The sequence below is a fragment of the Aquimarina sediminis genome, from assembly GCF_002895435.1.
Classification (GTDB): domain Bacteria; phylum Bacteroidota; class Bacteroidia; order Flavobacteriales; family Flavobacteriaceae; genus Aquimarina; species Aquimarina sediminis.
Window position 1 is genome coordinate 89,996 of record NZ_POYJ01000016.1, and the last position, 16,514, is coordinate 106,509.

Genomic DNA, 16,514 nt, shown 5'->3' on the forward strand with positions numbered 1-16,514 from the left:
CTTAATCAAAGGGTTAACCAATGTTAACGTGTGTTAACCGATTCGCTTTATTTGAATTAAGAGTATTATTTTTGAACCATGCAAAAAAGAAGTTACAAGCATATCCTGTATTTTATTACGATTGTAATTATTATTACACTAGATATTCAGATATACTGGAATTACAAAAATTATCAAACAGGAAAACAGCAATTAATTAATGATGTACAGATTAGTCTTGATAATGCTGTAGACTTATATTACACAGAACTTGCTGAGAAAAATACAATTAGGTTCACCTCTGACTCTACCAACTGGAGAAGCTTATTAAAAAAAGGAGAACTCAGAAACTTATTAAAAAAAATAGATTCTGATGAAGTTAATTTTAAAAGACTCAAGCTTCCGGATAGCTTTGATATGACAGACATATCTATTTTTAATACTGATGAGAATGATCATATAACTGGTCGGAGGCTTATATCTTTTGACTCAGATAAACCTAATGATAGTATCGCCCGGAAATTGGTTTTTGAACAACTCACATCCAAGATTGTTGTTTCTATCACACAAGATTCTCTTCAGCTTCAAAAAGTTGATTCTTTGGTTCAAAAAGAATTATCGAGAAAAAAGATTGCCGTCGATTATGGATTACGATTCACAAATTCTATTGGAGATAGAAGAGAAACTCATAATGCAATTATTAAGTCTTCAATCCTAAGCACTTCTTCAGAATCAGCATACCTGCCAAAAACAAGTTCTCTAGAGCTATTCTTCACCAATGAAAAGCTGACTATATTCAAGAAAAATATGGCAAGTATCCTGCTCTCATTTTTACTTGTAGGTGCTGTGATTGCATGTCTTTTGTTTTTATTAAAAATCATCAATCACCAAAAACATATGGCAGAGCTCAAAAATGATTTGATAAGCAATATAACTCATGAGTTTAAAACTCCTATCTCAACAATAAGTGTGGCACTCGAAGGGATTCTAAATTTCAACAAAGAGAACGACCAGAAGAAAACAAAAAAATATATTGAAATGTCCTCTGATCAGCTACAAAAACTAAATACAATGGTCGAAAAAATCCTGGAAACCGCTACTCTTGATAGCGAAGAACTACAATTAAATTTGGAAGAAAGTAACCTCACAACTTTAGTCCAAACCATAACAGAAAAACATCAAACAAATTCACATAACAAGAGTATCTCTTTTACCAATTCTCATAAAAATATTTGGAAAAAGATAGATCGGTTCCATTTTGAAAATGCCATAAATAATATTATCGATAATGCTATTAAATATGGAGGAGACGCCATAAATGTAAGTATCAAAAACACCAACCCATATATTGTCATAGACATCGCGGACAATGGTTCTAGCTTAACAAAAGCCCATAAAGAAAGAATATTTGAGAAATTTTATCGTGTCCCTAAAGGCAATACTCATGACATCAAAGGGTTTGGTATTGGTTTATTTTATACCAAAACTCTTATCGAAAAACACGGAGGAACAATACGATTAGAGCTGGATCATGACCAGACTAATTTTAAAATAACATTACCCAATGGCTGAGACAATCAAAATATTACTTGCGGAAGACGAACCTTCTTTAGGTCAAATCATTAAAGAAAGTCTCGAGACCAGAAACTATGAAGTCTACCTTGCCAAAAATGGAGAGGAAGCTTATGATTTATATAAATCTAAATCTCCAAAACTTCTTGTTTTGGATGTAATGATGCCAAAAAAAGATGGTTTTACTCTTGCCAAAGAAATTAGACAAGAGGATAATACTATTCCAATCATATTTCTTACCGCCAAGTCGCAAACTCAGGATGTTGTAGAGGGGTTTACTATTGGCGGCAATGATTACTTAAAAAAACCTTTTAGCATGGAAGAGCTGATTGTAAGAATAAACAATCTACTCCATCGTTCTACACTACAAAAAAATGTAGAAATCATCACTATCGGAAACTACACCTTTGATTTCACAAAACAAACCTTAACATATCAAAAAGAAATACAACAACTCACACATAGAGAAGCTCATTTACTATTTCATCTGGTTAAAAATAAAAACCAGGTTTTGGATCGCTCTATGATTCTAAAAAAACTATGGGGAGATGATGATTTCTTTAATGGGAGAAGCATGGATGTATTTATCTCCAAACTTCGAAAAAAATTAAAACAAGATGCAACCATACAAATCATTAACGTAAGAGGTTACGGCTACAAACTAGCATACTAAAACTTACTTACGCTTATTTTTAATACGTGTTGTATTGCCGCAAAGTATTCCAATCATACTTTTCCTTCAAATTCTTTCTCATCCTTTTTTATGTTACTCATAAAATCCACTATATTTACGTCCTGACTTTAACACACATTTTTACAAAACACCTCAAGAAAAACTATCTACTATGCATATAGCTATAGCTGGAAATATTGGCGCCGGAAAAACTACATTAACCCGGTTACTTGCTAAACATTATAAATGGGAAGCTCATTTTGAAGATGTGTTAGAAAACCCTTATCTCGAGGATTTTTACAATAAAATGGAACGTTGGTCTTTTAATCTTCAGATTTATTTCCTGAACAGTCGCTTTAGGCAAATCTTAGATATTAGAGAGAGTGGTAAAGATATTATCCAAGATAGAACCATCTATGAGGATGCATATATTTTTGCCCCAAACTTGCACGCAATGGGACTTATGACCAATCGTGATTTTGAAAACTACAGATCACTTTTTGACTTAATGGAAAATGTTGTCGAAGGACCTGATTTATTAATTTATCTAAGAAGTAGTATTCCTAACCTAGTTAATCAAATCCATAAACGAGGTCGTGAATACGAAAACACAATTAGCATTGATTATCTAAGTAGGCTCAATGAGCGCTATGAAGCATGGGCTCATGATTATGACAAGGGCAACCTTCTTATTGTAGATGTTGATAACATTAATTTTGTAGATAACCCTGAAGATTTAGGTAGCATCATCAATCGTATCGATGCAGAACTAAATGGATTATTCTAAACCTCTGAAGCGAGATGGATTTTAACGTTCTCTTTCAATTTCTGCAAGATCTACAGGATAACAACCATAAAGAATGGATGGATGCTAATAGAAAACGCTATCAAGCAGTTCGTAATTCTTTTATTCAATGGCTAGATGAATTAGACGCCAAGTTCGAAGCAATCGACCCTAATTACTACCCTACTCCGGGTAAAAAAGGAATTAATCGTATAAACAACAACCTACTTTTTCATCCTAACAAGCCTGTATATAAAGATCATTTTGCAGCAGGGTTAGATCAGCGCACCAAACAAGGAGATTTTTATATTCAAATTGGTATCAATGAATGTGAATTAGCTGGTGGTTACTGGAAGCCAGATCACAAAATACTAAATAGTATCAGAGAGGCCATAGACTATAACGGTGAAGAACTAATCAAAATACTTAACAAAAAGAGTTTCAAATCTACTTTTGGAGGTATGTTAACCGATAGAGACATGTTAAAAACAGCTCCAAAAGGGTATACTTCAGACCATGAATATATAGATTTGCTTCGTCATCGTACATTTGCTGTAATTCACCCTTTAACCAAAGAAGAGGTACTGAAAGATGATTTTACAGATAAGATAGTCGAAGTTTATAAAGAAATGCTTCCCTTTAGACGTTATTTTAATGAAGCCGTAACGGTATAATTTTTTTTCTAACGGAAAAAATAAAGTTAAGATTAACCCATCCGTTTATTTAACCCCTTATTTTTGTCTCTAAATAATCTACAATCATAGCCGTAGCACCAGTATTGCTATTGATAAAATGCCCAGAGATCATTCCTGTTTTTTCTCTAAATTTCTTATCTTCTGTAAGTTTATTCATAACCTCATTAAACCCATCTGCCGTTGCTACCGAAAATAACCCTGCTAATTTTTGGAGCTGCTTAGCTTCTCTGAACTTTTCAAAATTCTTACCGATAATGATTGGCATTCCAAAAGTTGCTGGTTCCAGGATATTGTGTAACCCATCAGTTCCCATTGCACCACCTACATAGGCGATATCTCCATAGCTGTATACTCTGGACAAATACCCAATCGTATTCATAATAAATACCTGCTGATCTTTTAGGGACACCCCTTCTTTTTCAGAATACAAAACAGTATTCTTATTAATTTTTTGTTTCAGAGTATTTACATTACCATTTTTTATTTCATGAGGAGCAATAATAAAACATACCTGATCAGAAGCGTTGTTTATGAAATCTATAAAAACCTCCTCGTCTTCTGACCAGGAGCTTCCTATTACTACACAAAGCCTCTCATTAACAAATTCTGAAATAAAGTCAACATAATTATCCATTTCAATCTGATGCGAAACTCTATCAAACCGAGTATCTCCACTTAGTGTAACATTACTAAAACCCTGGTTCTTTATTAACCCTTCTGATATACTGTCCTGAACAAAAAAATGATCTATAGTTCGTAATGCTTTTCTCATAAATCCGCCATACCATTTAAAAAATGCCTGATTTTCTCTAAATGCTGTGGATATAAACACTACAGGAATACCTTCTGCTTTTAATTCTTTTAAATAATTAGGCCAAAATTCATACTTCACAAAAATTGCCAGTTCCGGTTTTACGCATTGTACAAACCTTTTTACATTCGATTTGGTATCAATAGGGAGATACACAATAACATCTGCCAGAGTACTGTTTTTCTTTACTTCATAACCCGATGGCGAAAAAAAAGTCACCAGCAATTTATGATTAGGGTATTTCTTTTTCAAGACTTCCATAACGGGCACTCCCTGCTCATACTCTCCCAGAGATGCGCAATGAAACCATAAAACACGGTCATCTTTAGAAAAATGATTCTCAAGAGTCAGAAAAACCGTTTTTCTTCCATTTACAAATAATTTTAGCTTAGGACTTAATAGTCTCAAAACAGGAAGTATCCCGTTAAAAACAGCAATAAAGATATTATACAAACTACCCAAGAGTAATGATTTTATATGAATTGCTAAAATACAGTTCTTTGTCCGAAAACATAATGTAATCCCCTAAAAAGAGAACAAAATTACCTCTTTCCCATCTCTCAGCCCAAGACTCCGGATTTGCTACTTTTTCAAAGAACAATAAGGGAAACAAAAAGTTTGCATCCTTTATTAATGGTTTAAGATATCAAAAAAACCGCCCAAATGTTTTTAGACGGTTTGATCATTAACATTAGAAAAAGTAAGTTTTTTAGTTTCAATTTAGTGTATCTGAATTTAAATACAGAAAATGCTCTTCCGAAAAAGGCTCGTAACCCAAAAGTTTGGCTTTTTCTAATTTGTAATGTAGGATTACATCTATATAGTTATAATCAAAATATGACTTATACATTACGCCTGCAACGTCATATTTAAGACCATTGTGATCGACTAGATTTGGATACCAATACGGATTTAAACTATAAACCTTTTCAAGATTCCATATTAACTTTGTATCTAATCTAAACATTTCATTAAGATATAATCCAATTGCCAGAATATCATATTCTAATAATTTGGAAACCCCATAAGATTGAATTTTCTGATCTAGACGTTTAAGTTTTAACAGATAAGATGTGTTATCAGAAAAACTACCTTGTATATCAAACTTTTGCTCAATATAATCTATATAAATATGGATATTTTCGGCAATGTTTTCGATATTTTTCTTTTCTGGCTCAACTAAATCATCCATCTCATAATCATTAACAGGAAAATACTGTTCTGCGATATGCTTATCTAATTCACTTCTAGAATAATACAATAAATTATATTTACCTGGCTCCTGTGGTATCACAAGATATTTGTTATCTGGTAATTCATAAATGTTAGCCTTGTTAAACTCACAAACTTCAGAAGAAATATGACTTTCGAGCATCTCTATAATTCTTGGGTCTCCTGATTTAAGAACTTCAAAGCTTTGATTCATAAAAAGCACTAAGCATATAAAATTAATTTTCATAATTAACATAAATAATAGTATTACTAATATAGAAAAACATCTCTAGAAAAATAATGCGCAAATGCATTATCTGATGTACTAAAACTTAATCGCATACGACCACCTGTCATTTTATAATAAGCTGTGATATGAATCACTTTTTGTTCTGGACCTCGTATGGCTTGATTAGCTGCCCGAAATACATCTTGTCTTATATGAATATCTGCAGGCGTAACAAAAGTTAAACTGGTCGGATGATTAGCAAGGCCCGAAACGGCTCCTTTTTGAGCTAGTTCCTCTATAAATGTTTGTATCTGCCCTGTTAAAGTAACAGGTTTAGTTTTTACTTCAACATAATTATTACCGGGAAAAAATTGTAATCTCTTATTACTCATATGAGTAACGGTGAAACAAAAAGTTTGCATCCTTTATTAATGGTTTAAGATATCAAAAAAAAACTGTCCAAATGTTTTTAGACGGTTTTATCATTAACATTAGAATATGTTAATTTTTTGTTTTTCTTCCATGAATATTAGTATCAAGGTTTGGTTCCAGCTTTATTTGGATTAACTCAAATTTTGAACTAAAATCTACTTTTTTAGGAGGGATAGGTCTTATTTTTATATCAAAAAGAATACCTAGACTTGCTCTAATCTTACTAATATACACTTCCTCATTAATCATAAATTTTAAATGTGCTAGCCGAAATTCTTCTCTTCTTTCAAATAGAATTTCTGATGGTAACTCATTTAAATTTTCTGGATAAAGTTCAGTAATGGTATCATTAGTATAATCTAACCTAAGTATTTTTACTAAATACTCTAATTGTTCAATGATCTTTTTAGAATTCTTCTCATCTAGATTATCACATAAATAATCAAGAATTTTTTCCTCTATTTTATTTAAAGAACCTTTTTTGGGTTGTCCTACTTTTTTTTTCAAAAACATAATCTTGTATTTTTTTGACTAATCAAGCATATTTTGATTAATTCTGTTCCAATAAGGTTGGTGCTAAAGCTCTTATTAAGGATTATTTAAATTAACCTGAACTCTTTTTTCTAAAAATGTTATTTACTTTTTCTAATAAGTCTTATCCCTAATACTAACATAAGTACACCAAATACTAACATAATAAAAATAACTGATAGTGATCCTAAGATATAAGGTATATTATAATTAGTGTCAACTAAAGAAATTAAAGTACTTGGTATAGACATTAAGTTAAAAACTAGAAAAAGACTACCTAAAATTATTAATAAAATCCCTCCAATTTTTTTCATGGTTATTCTGTTTTAAATTATATCTCCTAATAGCCTATTTTATCTAATGCTTTTTTTGCCTCTTTTCTTATCCAAGGATTTTTATGATTTAAGAATTTAGAAATTTTAGAAGCTGATTTTTTAGATTTTAATTTTCTTAATGAAGAAATTACATGAGCTGTTACATCTTCATCATCTAATAAATTGACTAATATTTCTTCAGCAACAGTCGTCTATAGCAATATAAATTGTTTTTTATTCATCTTATAGGCTGAGCAATAACTAATTTAAAAAAACCTAAAAGGTTTGAGCTATTTCCATATAACTGAAAATAGGACATCGTTAGCTCTGCCATAACTTCTTTTAATATCAAGTGATCTAAGAATCCCTAAGGGATTCTTAGGATTTGTATTTACAAGGTTCTATCCTATCAATCCTGAGTCATACTTTATGGAGATATTCTTTGTGCTTCTTACTGTTATTTATCATTTTAAGAAATTAATAAAAGTTAAAAATGAAAAAACCAAGTTGTCTTTAAAGACAACTTGGTTAACATAAATATTAATTGATTACAGGTAAATCAAAATCTTTTGACATTTTCTCATTGGTAACTAAACGCCACCCTTCTCGAAGTTTCTCTTCGGCTTTTGGACCAATATAGAAAGATCCAATTCGTTTAAATTTCTTTTTGATTTTTGAGACAAAAGATTTATAAACTTGTTTGGAGAATGGATCGTCTGAAACGGTTCCAATTCTTCCTGCGATATTAACCTGATCTCCATTCTTATATATTCCTCCAAGTTTAATCTCAACCGATTTAGGGTTCTCTAATTGATCAACAGCATATTTAGTTCCTCCCTTTCTTTGTGGAATATCTCTAACATTTAACTTAGTATCATTTGGGATAACTAAATAGGCGTCTAAGTCATTCCAATCACCAGAACGAGCGAATCCAATACTGGAGTCTTCTAGTAGTGATTTATGAGTAATAATATCTTTATTGTCAAATAATCCTCTTCTAAAATATTTAACATCAAATTCGGTTTCAACTTCTTGAATAATGTCAGAAATATCTTCTTTCAAAATATGAAACATGATTTGTTTACCTCTCATTGCTATACTTTTTAGTTTTTATTGTGATTTTGGTATTAGTAATAAATGCTCTACTGGTCGAATTTGTTTTCTATAGAGCATTTTCTAATTCAAACATTATTTTTTTTGTAAGTGTCCTCCCATACCTTTTTTCAGTCTCCTCAATATTTAATATGTAATTAGGTTGCGTCTTGGCATGAACTAAAACTGAATATATAAAAACGTCAGCTTCTTTGAATTCTTCTTCACTCCATTTACTGATTTTGGAATTTAAGATTTTGAGTCTTTTCTCCCAATTGTCGAAATATTTATATACACCTGTTTTTGGAAGTTTAACTGCTGACAAATCACAGTTATTACTAAAAGTAGATATATCAATGTTGCTTCTTCAAACGATACGTTTTTCATTTTGTTTCTTTTTGCCCTTCCAAAATCCTTTTTGTCTTCTGGATGAGGGTATCCTCCTCTAAACCATAAATCTTTATATTCACCAATAAAAGAGCAATTTTCAAAAGAGGATCCGAAAAAATCCATTCCGTTTAATTTACAATTAGTTATTTTGCAATTGGTAAATTCTGCCCTTGTGAAAGTGGCTCTTCTAAAATTACAGTCTTCGAGAAATGACAATTGAAACCTAGTTCCTTTATAACCGATGGACGCTTCTATAAACTTGCATTTTAAAAAGTAAACGTTGGTAAATTCATTCCCGATATCACGGAATTTTGAAAAATCTGTTTGATGAAAAACAACATTGTTAAATTTGGAACGCTCGATAAATGTATCGTGAAACTCTGAGAATGATAAATCCGCATCCTTAACTTTTAACTTTTTGATATCCATACTGTTTAACCGAAGCCCTCTGAAATCTATCAGCCCTTTATCAGTAATCCCGTAAGGGGAGTGTTCTTTTTTAAGAACACCCCCTCTTTGGGCTATTTTGGTGATTTTCAATAACGCTTCTTTATTGGCAGCATTTTCTACCCATCTGTTTTGAAATTTTGTTTTACTCATTTTTACAGAGCATTTTCTAACTCACTAATCATTTTTGTTGTGAGTTCTTCTCCAAACTCTTCTTCTATAAAATCAATATTTAATATATAATTCGGTTGAGTATCCGCATCGACTAAAAGTGAACTTACAAATATATCTGCTTCAATCCTCTCGCCTTCATTCCATTTGCTAATTTTAGCATTTAAAACTCTAAGTCTTTTCTCCCAATTGTCAAAATATTTATAATTTCCACTTTTTGGAAGTATTACGGTAGATAAATCACAATCGTTACTATAAGTTATATCTTGAAGGGTTGCCTCTTCAAATGACACATTCAGCATTGTATTTTTCTTTGGTTTCCCAAATTCTTTTCTATCATCAGAATGTGGGTATCCTCCTCTAAACCAAAGATCTTGATATTTTCCAGTAAACGAACTATTCTCAAAGGAAGAACCGAATAAGTCCATTCCGTTTAATTTACAATTAGTTATTTTGCAATTGGTAAATTCTGCCCTTGTGAAAGTGGCTCTTCTAAAATTACAGTCTTCGAGAAATGACAATTGAAACCTAGTTCCTTTATAACCGATGGACGCTTCTATAAACTTGCATTTTAAAAAGTAAACGTTGGTAAATTCATTCCCGATATCACGGAACTTCGAAAAATCGGTTTGATGGAAAACAACATTGTTAAATCGAGAACGTTCTAAGAAAGTATCATAAAAGTCAGAGTATGACATGTCAGCATCACTTACCTTTAGTTTTTTGAGGATCATTCCACTTAATCGAAGTCCTCTGAAATCTATCAGCCCTTTATCAGTAATCCCATAAGGAGAGTGTTCTTTTTTAAGAACACCCCCTCTTTGGGCAATTTTAGTGATTTTCAATAACGCTTCTTTATTGGCAGCATCTTCTACCCATCTGTTTTGAAAACGTGTTTTGCTCATTTTTCTAATATTGTGTATTTAAAAAAGTTCCACCAGGACCATATTTTTTAACATGACTTGACCAAGAACCTGGTGTCGTCATATCCCACCAGTTTCCGGTAGCCGGATCGACAAAATCAGGACCTCTATTATAATTGCTTTGCAAGTTATTTAATTTACTGTCGTTTTCAATCATTCTTCGTGCTTTAACATCAATTCTATTACCTCTAAATGCAGGTCTTAGATATGGATTACGCTTTAAAGCTCTTCTTTGTCCTCGAGTAAAGGCTTTATCCCCCAATGCATCTACTTTTTTTGCAGCGCGTGTTACATGAGATTGTAACCTTTTAGTAGTAGAAGCAGCTTTTCCAGCTGTTGATGCTACCTTTGCTCCTCTAAGAGCTGGAATAATAGAAGATGTCTCAGTTAAAACATCTACATGTATGCCCCCTAAGGTATAAAAAACATTGTTAATATCCCCAGTTGCAGCGGCTCTTTGTATCTCTGCATTTGTTCTGAAAGTTTTAAGTGTAGGAAAAACAGATCCTAATCCTTGGGACACTGCGCCTAAATATGTATCCCATGTAAATAATGATAAAGGATCAGTAAAAATCGTAGCTATTCCCTGAATCATTTGTGAAACACTGTTTATTTGAGCAGCACTATAAGCAACACCTCCACTAGTAAACACCCCAGATACTGTTGGGCTAGAATGCATAAGCGGATCACCAATAGCATAATCCTGTGGTATTTCTGTGATTACTGGTCCTATATCTCTTCCTCCACTGCGATCAAACAAGCCTCTAAACCAACGACCTACCTCTCTAATTGGGTTTTAAAAAACTACTTCAAATAAAACAGCTACAACCAAAAAAAAGGATGTAGCTGCTCGTTTAAAACATTTTATTAATTAAAAAGACTATTGATTTTACCCGTTCATCTTCTTAGTATAATATTCTTCAATATTAAATTTACCTAACTCTAAATCATTAAAAAAAGATTCTTTGGTATTATATAGCTTTTCTATCTCATATGGATCATGGATCATACCATATACAGCACCTTTTTTATCCATTGCAAGATAATTACCATCTTCTAAATCTTTAATGACATAAAAATCTCCTTCATCAATTTCAATTTTAAAAGTGTTTTCTAGGTCAATAAATTTTAAAAGCTTTTCGTCTTCAATTTTAAGAATTTTAATAAGATCATCTTTGTCTTGATTATTAAAGTGTTTCTCTTTAATATTTTGAATATCAATTTTATCAAGATCTAAATCTCCATAATCAGATTCTAATCTAAAGCCGGCTAACATACCTTCAAGTATATGTAATTCTACATTTTCAAATTTCATCTTTAACTTATTCCAAATTTTGATTTTTTCGATTATAAAAAATTTTGATAGACTTTTATTTGAAAATTTTGATTCTAAACTAGCATTCAAGATTAATGTATAAGAACCTATTTCTCCAAGCTTATTTTTCTTCTTCCCAATTATGAAATCACTAGAAACCTGTTGTAATAAATATGGATAACTTGCTTCTAACTTTTTAGAAATCAAACTTAAAAAAGTATAGTCTATTTCTTTAATTCGATTTTTTCTTTTGAATAATTTTAGCATTTATTTCCATTTTAGGTTAAACATTTTTTTTACCCATTTGGGTGCGAACCTTGCTCTATAGGGATCTTTTAAAGCATGTTCTAAACTATTTAATGGTTGTAAATTTAATCTATTATTTTTTAACCATTTTGGAGCCCATTTCCATCTTTGAGGAATAAACCTATGATGTAGTTCAATGTATTGCTTCCACACCTGCCCAGTTTTAGTATTTATTAAAGGTTCAAGTTTTGGTTTTGTTCTAGTCGACCAATAAGCGGCTCTATACTGGACAAATGTTTTACCTCCTTGCGTGATTCCTCTTCCTATTCCACTAGTTATAATAGTAGCTGCTGCCTCAGCACCGTAGCCACCTCTATCTGTTCCATTAAGTCCTTCTCCTGCTAGTGATGTAACATGATCATCAAAAGGGTTCATTGACTGACCTACTATAGAAAAGGAGTTTGCTATACCATATATAGTTTGCTGAATAAAATTACCTCTTTCCCAACTCTCAGCCCAAGACTCCGGATTTGCACTAATTGTACCATTTGACCTATTAATTATTGGTATCCCGGGAAAATATCCATCACCCCCACTAGTAAACACCCCAGATACTGTCGGACTAGAATGCATAAGCGGATCACCAATAGCATAATCCTGTGGTATTTCTGTGATTACCGGTCCTATATCTTCTCCACCGCGATCAAACAAGCCTCTAAACCAACGACCTACCTCTCTAAATAGGGTTTTAAAAAACTATTTCAAATTAAAAAACAGCTACAATATTTTTACTATCATAGCTGTTTTGTATCAATTTTAAAAATTCTACTTAAAATCTAATCATTACCAACCTTTCCACTTCTTAAAAACTCAGCATGTTCTGGAGATAATGTTGGAGTTCCATCTATATGGTCCATTCCTCTGTAAAAGGCAACCTCCCTTCTCATAATTCGAAGTAAATCAATATCCTCTGAACTATAAATATTATCTTCTACAGGTTTCCAAAAGTTAAACTTCCAATGATCATTTTTCTTTTTCAAATATGGAGTCCAGTGCGGGTTTAATGTACATTCACGATGCAAGTACCATTCTAGTTCTTCACCAATGAAGTTAATCATATAGTTTCCTAAAAAAAATCCTAAAAGATAAGTATCCCTATATTCAAGATTTTCATCCTTATATTTCTTATTAAAAATATTACCAAGTAAAATTAAATCGGATTCCTTTGCATTTTCAAGATCAATGGGTTCAATACCAAGTCGATTAAAAAACTCTTCCATAAGGATGTTCATACCTTTATCTAAATCTTGAATTAAATGTTTATCTTCTTCGTAAAAAGAATCAGTTTCTTGAGGTACAGGATAAACTTTTGATTCAACCATTTTGTTGAAAGCTTCTTCAGAATTAAAAAGAATAGCGTAATTTCCAAGTTGCGGAAAAATAGCTAATTCTCCTGTTTTTTTAAACCTTTCCACAATTGCCCAATTATATTCTATTTGGTCTATCATCTCTCCTTTAAATTTGTCTGAGAGTTTTTCTAGCTCTTTTTTATCATATACTTTATATCCTTCTTGTGCTTTCATAATAGTTATGGTTACCAAGCTAAAAATAACAATTAACCTCAGTGTAATATAACTTTTGCATTTGACCATAATCATCCTAATTATAAGTACCATCAAGCATATTTTGATTAATTCTGTTCCAATAAGGTCGGTGCTAAAGCTCTTGTTAAGGATTATTTAAATTAACCTGAACTCTTTTTTCTAAAAATGTTATTTACTTTTTCTAATAAGTCTTATCCCTAATACTAACATAAGTACACCAAATACTAACATAATAAAAATAACTGATAGTGATCCTAAGAAATACGCTATATTATAATTAGTGTCAACTAAAGAAATTAAAGAACTTGGTATTGACAATAAGTTAAAAACTAGAAAAATACTACCAAAAATTATCAATAAAATACCTCCAATTTTTTTCATGTTTATTCTGTTTTAAATTATATCTCCTGATAGCCTATTTTATCTAATGCTTTTTTCGCCTCTTTTCTTATCCAAGGATTTTTATGATTTAAGAATTTAGAAATTTTAGAAGCTGATTTTTTAGATTTTAATTTTCCTAACGAAGAAATCACATGACCCGTTACATCTTCATCATCCAATAAATCCAATAGTATTTTTTCAGAAGCTTTGGACTTAATTTTGCCAAGTGCCAATACAAACATTTGGCGTGACATCCCATTAGTTTTGTCCTTAACAATCCTAATTATTTTTTCTTCATCTTTGGGTTGAACAATTACTTGAATAGTATTGCCTATTGCCCATTTAAAGAGATCCTGTTCATTTTTTGAGTTGTGATATAATTTAAATAAAGTATCATTTGCTTTGCCTTTGGCTTCTTTAACGGCCAATGATCTAACGATACCTTCTGTAATTTTTGGAGTGAAGCCTATATTTTCATCCAATAAATTAACTAAAGTTTCAATTGCTTGTGGATACTTTTCATTATTATTAACCAAATCATAAATACTATCCACTTTTAATCCTATCTGAAGTAATCTATTTTGTATAATTTTTTCATTCATTATCATATCAATACAGTTTTTAAGAGTTTAAGATTTCAATGGAAACCACAAGGGGTAATCTTTTATCAAAGATATTCTTATTTTCAAAATTACCCCAATAGGTTATCCTAAAACCAAATCATTATATTATGAACCAGGTATATTACGTCTTAATATGTATCCATTTTCAATTAACCGTTTAAGAGGTTTTGTTAAAATTGTATTAGACCTTGTATAAAGTATAAAAACTTTCCCTTCTTGTTCAGCATATAAAAAAAAGTCCCTTAATTGTCTTGTCAGACTTAATCTTTTTACATTTTTAACTTCGGTTAAAGAGAATTTGTTAAGTTGATCGGGAACTCTAAATTTTGCGGTACCAGATAATGATGGTATCCTAGTCTTTTTACCAGCTATACCAACTGCTGCTTCTCCCATTTTTCCTAATCTTGTAGCTTTTCCAGCTGTTGATACTGCCTTTGCACCTCTAAGAGCTGGAATAATAGAAGATGTCTCAGTTAAAACATCTACATGTATGCCCCCTAAGGTATAAAAAACATTGTTAATATCCCCAGTCGCAGCTGCTCTTTGTATCTCTGCATTTGTTCTGAAAGTTTTAAGTGTAGGAAAAACAGATCCTAATCCTTGGGACACTGCACCTAAATATGTATCCCATGTAAATAATGATAAAGGATCAGTAAAAATCGTAGCTATTCCCTGAATCATTTGTGAAACACTGTTTATTTGACCATAACTAAAAGCAACGCCTCCGTTAATAAACACTTCAGACACTCCAGGGTTTGAATGCATAAATGGATCACCAATAGCATAATCCTGTGGTATTTCTGTGATTACGGGTCCTATATCTTCTCCTCCGCGATCAAACAAGCCTCTAAACCAACGACCTACCTCTCTAAAGGGTCTGCTAATATCTCTACCGATGCTTCTGGTATTAGTCCCTAGCCAACGCCCAATCTGTGCACCTCTCAGGCTTTCATAAATACTGGTTCCTGTCGTGGCTGCATACCATAACCAACCCGAACCTTCTTGATTCGATTCTTCCCAATGCTCCCCGCTAGGGTCGGTATACATCAATGGGTTGTTTAATACATACCCATATCGATTATAATTTTGGGTGTTATACGGGTTTTGGATATAATTATCAGGAGATAAGAACCTCCCCAATTGAGGATCATACATACGCCCGTTCATGTGGATTAACCCCACCTCAAAGAAATGCTCATGCCCTGTATATCCGCGGTCCAGCAGGCTATCATACCCCATCTTGGTACTGCCATTTTTTGCCCAATAGGCATCTACTGTACCCCAGGCTCCAAATTGTCTTCGTTCTACCAATTCTCCTGTTGTCGCTGTACCACTGCCAAGCTGTTTGGTAATGTTTAGAATACTACCCAGATAATCTCGTTGCAGGTGATAAATTGCACCCCCATCACTAGCTCCGTTGGTAAACTTCTCAATTTTGGCTATCGGAGCACTATACGCATCACCTCCATTAAAAAATACAAACTTATAACTGTTTTCTGTTTTGTCATGTACAACCTCTGCTGGGATAATCGAAGAATATTGCTTATGATACCTGCGTGCGTTTTTATCTTCTTGTAATCCTCCATACCAGGCACGAGTGCGATTTTTCATCGGACCATATTCAAAACTTACACGCCCTTTACCTTCCTCGTATACTTCTACAGGTTTTTTAAAGGCATTATAGGTAATCTGTTGTCTCGCTCTATTCTTATAGAAATCAGCTCCTGCAGCATTTAGGGTCATCTCCTTCATTTGATAGCGCTTGCTCCCTTGGTTATAGGCAAATCCTCCTATAGCCGAATTATTGGTAATACGCCCATAATTATCATAAGTATGGTTTTTTGCAAAAGGACCATTAATCCTGGTCAATCGATCCAGTGTATCATACTCAAAAGCCTCTGTATATGTCCCCGTATGCGCACTTGTATTAGTTTTATGAGTTCTGCTGGTTAAGGTACCACGCTGTACATTAAAAGCATAGGTGTTTTCGATATGACTGGCATTGGCATTTTGTATAAAAACCTTTGTTTTTTTAAGGAATCCATAAGCATCATATTCGTTGGTTTCGGTCTCTCCTGTACCCAGTGCAA

General features: G+C 32.4%; 19 protein-coding genes. 4 read left to right on the top strand and 15 right to left on the bottom strand.

Annotated elements, in window-relative coordinates; genetic code table 11:
- Positions 1–78: 78 nt before the first annotated feature.
- The 4 genes from C1X07_RS23370 to C1X07_RS23385 all read left to right on the top strand — a co-directional run bounded on the left by C1X07_RS23370 (position 79) and on the right by C1X07_RS23385 (position 3,682).
- Positions 79–1,551 carry a sensor histidine kinase gene (locus C1X07_RS23370; RefSeq protein WP_103072474.1) on the top strand — a complete coding sequence of 491 codons (1,473 nt, stop codon included), beginning with the start codon at positions 79–81 and terminating at the stop codon, positions 1,549–1,551.
- Positions 1,544–2,224: a response regulator transcription factor gene (locus C1X07_RS23375; protein ID WP_103072475.1), complete on the top strand. Its 681-nt coding sequence runs from the start codon at positions 1,544–1,546 to the stop codon at positions 2,222–2,224. The genes C1X07_RS23370 and C1X07_RS23375 overlap by 8 nt, the downstream gene beginning before the upstream one ends.
- Before the next feature lie 172 nt (positions 2,225–2,396).
- Complete coding sequence (locus tag C1X07_RS23380) at positions 2,397–3,011, top strand: deoxynucleoside kinase (protein WP_103072476.1); 615 nt, start codon at positions 2,397–2,399, stop codon at positions 3,009–3,011.
- A 14-nt stretch (positions 3,012–3,025) separates the two neighbouring features.
- Positions 3,026–3,682: a DUF2461 domain-containing protein gene (locus tag C1X07_RS23385; protein WP_103072477.1), complete on the top strand. Its 657-nt coding sequence runs from the start codon at positions 3,026–3,028 to the stop codon at positions 3,680–3,682.
- A gap of 49 nt (positions 3,683–3,731) precedes the next feature.
- Here the strand turns inward: C1X07_RS23385 and C1X07_RS23390 are convergent, their stop codons facing one another.
- The 15 genes from C1X07_RS23390 to C1X07_RS23460 form a co-directional block, all read right to left on the bottom strand.
- A complete protein-coding gene (locus tag C1X07_RS23390; protein ID WP_103072478.1) occupies positions 3,732–4,976 on the bottom strand; it encodes a 3-deoxy-D-manno-octulosonic acid transferase in 1,245 nt (414 codons plus the stop codon).
- A 253-nt stretch (positions 4,977–5,229) separates the two neighbouring features.
- The gene (locus C1X07_RS23395) at positions 5,230–5,973 is read right to left on the bottom strand and encodes a hypothetical protein (RefSeq protein WP_128755382.1); all 744 of its coding nucleotides are present in this window, start codon (positions 5,971–5,973) and stop codon (positions 5,230–5,232) included.
- A 23-nt stretch (positions 5,974–5,996) separates the two neighbouring features.
- Entirely contained in the window at positions 5,997–6,347 is a 351-nt protein-coding gene (locus C1X07_RS23400) for a hypothetical protein (RefSeq protein WP_103072480.1), read from the bottom strand.
- Positions 6,348–6,456: 109 nt separating this feature from the next.
- Positions 6,457–6,894, bottom strand: a complete 438-nt coding sequence (locus C1X07_RS23405) for a hypothetical protein (protein ID WP_128755383.1) — start codon at positions 6,892–6,894, stop codon at positions 6,457–6,459.
- 364 nt (positions 6,895–7,258) lie between these two features.
- On the bottom strand, positions 7,259–7,426 hold the full coding sequence (locus C1X07_RS25500; protein ID WP_128755384.1) for a HEAT repeat domain-containing protein: 168 nt from the start codon (positions 7,424–7,426) through the stop codon (positions 7,259–7,261).
- Positions 7,427–7,772: 346 nt separating this feature from the next.
- A complete protein-coding gene (locus C1X07_RS23415) occupies positions 7,773–8,324 on the bottom strand; it encodes a hypothetical protein (protein ID WP_103072483.1) in 552 nt (183 codons plus the stop codon).
- A gap of 249 nt (positions 8,325–8,573) precedes the next feature.
- Complete coding sequence (locus C1X07_RS23420) at positions 8,574–9,314, bottom strand: pentapeptide repeat-containing protein (protein WP_103072484.1); 741 nt, start codon at positions 9,312–9,314, stop codon at positions 8,574–8,576.
- Between the two features lie 2 nt (positions 9,315–9,316).
- Complete coding sequence (locus tag C1X07_RS23425; RefSeq protein WP_103072485.1) at positions 9,317–10,237, bottom strand: pentapeptide repeat-containing protein; 921 nt, start codon at positions 10,235–10,237, stop codon at positions 9,317–9,319.
- A gap of 4 nt (positions 10,238–10,241) precedes the next feature.
- Complete coding sequence (locus tag C1X07_RS23430) at positions 10,242–11,015, bottom strand: hypothetical protein (RefSeq protein ID WP_103072486.1); 774 nt, start codon at positions 11,013–11,015, stop codon at positions 10,242–10,244.
- A gap of 129 nt (positions 11,016–11,144) precedes the next feature.
- Complete coding sequence (locus C1X07_RS23435) at positions 11,145–11,837, bottom strand: fibroblast growth factor (RefSeq protein WP_103072487.1); 693 nt, start codon at positions 11,835–11,837, stop codon at positions 11,145–11,147.
- On the bottom strand, positions 11,838–12,527 hold the full coding sequence (locus C1X07_RS23440; protein ID WP_103072488.1) for a hypothetical protein: 690 nt from the start codon (positions 12,525–12,527) through the stop codon (positions 11,838–11,840). It abuts the gene before it with no gap.
- Between the two features lie 125 nt (positions 12,528–12,652).
- The gene (locus tag C1X07_RS23445) at positions 12,653–13,399 is read right to left on the bottom strand and encodes a hypothetical protein (RefSeq protein WP_103072489.1); all 747 of its coding nucleotides are present in this window, start codon (positions 13,397–13,399) and stop codon (positions 12,653–12,655) included.
- 189 nt (positions 13,400–13,588) lie between these two features.
- Positions 13,589–13,801, bottom strand: coding sequence for a hypothetical protein (locus C1X07_RS23450; RefSeq protein ID WP_103072258.1), 213 nt, complete (start codon positions 13,799–13,801; stop codon positions 13,589–13,591).
- 17 nt (positions 13,802–13,818) lie between these two features.
- On the bottom strand, positions 13,819–14,409 hold the full coding sequence (locus C1X07_RS23455) for a HEAT repeat domain-containing protein (protein WP_103072490.1): 591 nt from the start codon (positions 14,407–14,409) through the stop codon (positions 13,819–13,821).
- 120 nt (positions 14,410–14,529) lie between these two features.
- A partial coding sequence (locus C1X07_RS23460) for a putative toxin (RefSeq protein WP_241507321.1) occupies positions 14,530–16,514 on the bottom strand: 1,985 nt, incomplete at its 5' end.

Excerpts from the sequence above, each read along its gene's own strand:
- C1X07_RS23435 (WP_103072487.1), bottom strand. The coding sequence starts at position 11,837 with ATGCTAAAATTATTCAAAAGAAAAAATCGAATTAAAGAAATAGACTAT.
- C1X07_RS23375 (WP_103072475.1), top strand. The coding sequence starts at position 1,544 with ATGGCTGAGACAATCAAAATATTACTTGCGGAAGACGAACCTTCTTTA.
- C1X07_RS23400 (WP_103072480.1), bottom strand. The coding sequence starts at position 6,347 with ATGAGTAATAAGAGATTACAATTTTTTCCCGGTAATAATTATGTTGAA.
- C1X07_RS23395 (WP_128755382.1), bottom strand. The coding sequence starts at position 5,973 with ATGAAAATTAATTTTATATGCTTAGTGCTTTTTATGAATCAAAGCTTT.
- C1X07_RS23380 (WP_103072476.1), top strand. The coding sequence starts at position 2,397 with ATGCATATAGCTATAGCTGGAAATATTGGCGCCGGAAAAACTACATTA.
- C1X07_RS23425 (WP_103072485.1), bottom strand. The coding sequence starts at position 10,237 with ATGAGCAAAACACGTTTTCAAAACAGATGGGTAGAAGATGCTGCCAAT.
- C1X07_RS23385 (WP_103072477.1), top strand. The coding sequence starts at position 3,026 with ATGGATTTTAACGTTCTCTTTCAATTTCTGCAAGATCTACAGGATAAC.
- C1X07_RS23420 (WP_103072484.1), bottom strand. The coding sequence starts at position 9,314 with ATGAGTAAAACAAAATTTCAAAACAGATGGGTAGAAAATGCTGCCAAT.
- C1X07_RS23370 (WP_103072474.1), top strand. The coding sequence starts at position 79 with ATGCAAAAAAGAAGTTACAAGCATATCCTGTATTTTATTACGATTGTA.
- C1X07_RS23445 (WP_103072489.1), bottom strand. The coding sequence starts at position 13,399 with ATGAAAGCACAAGAAGGATATAAAGTATATGATAAAAAAGAGCTAGAA.
- C1X07_RS23450 (WP_103072258.1), bottom strand. The coding sequence starts at position 13,801 with ATGAAAAAAATTGGAGGTATTTTATTGATAATTTTTGGTAGTATTTTT.
- C1X07_RS23455 (WP_103072490.1), bottom strand. The coding sequence starts at position 14,409 with ATGATAATGAATGAAAAAATTATACAAAATAGATTACTTCAGATAGGA.
- C1X07_RS23415 (WP_103072483.1), bottom strand. The coding sequence starts at position 8,324 with ATGAGAGGTAAACAAATCATGTTTCATATTTTGAAAGAAGATATTTCT.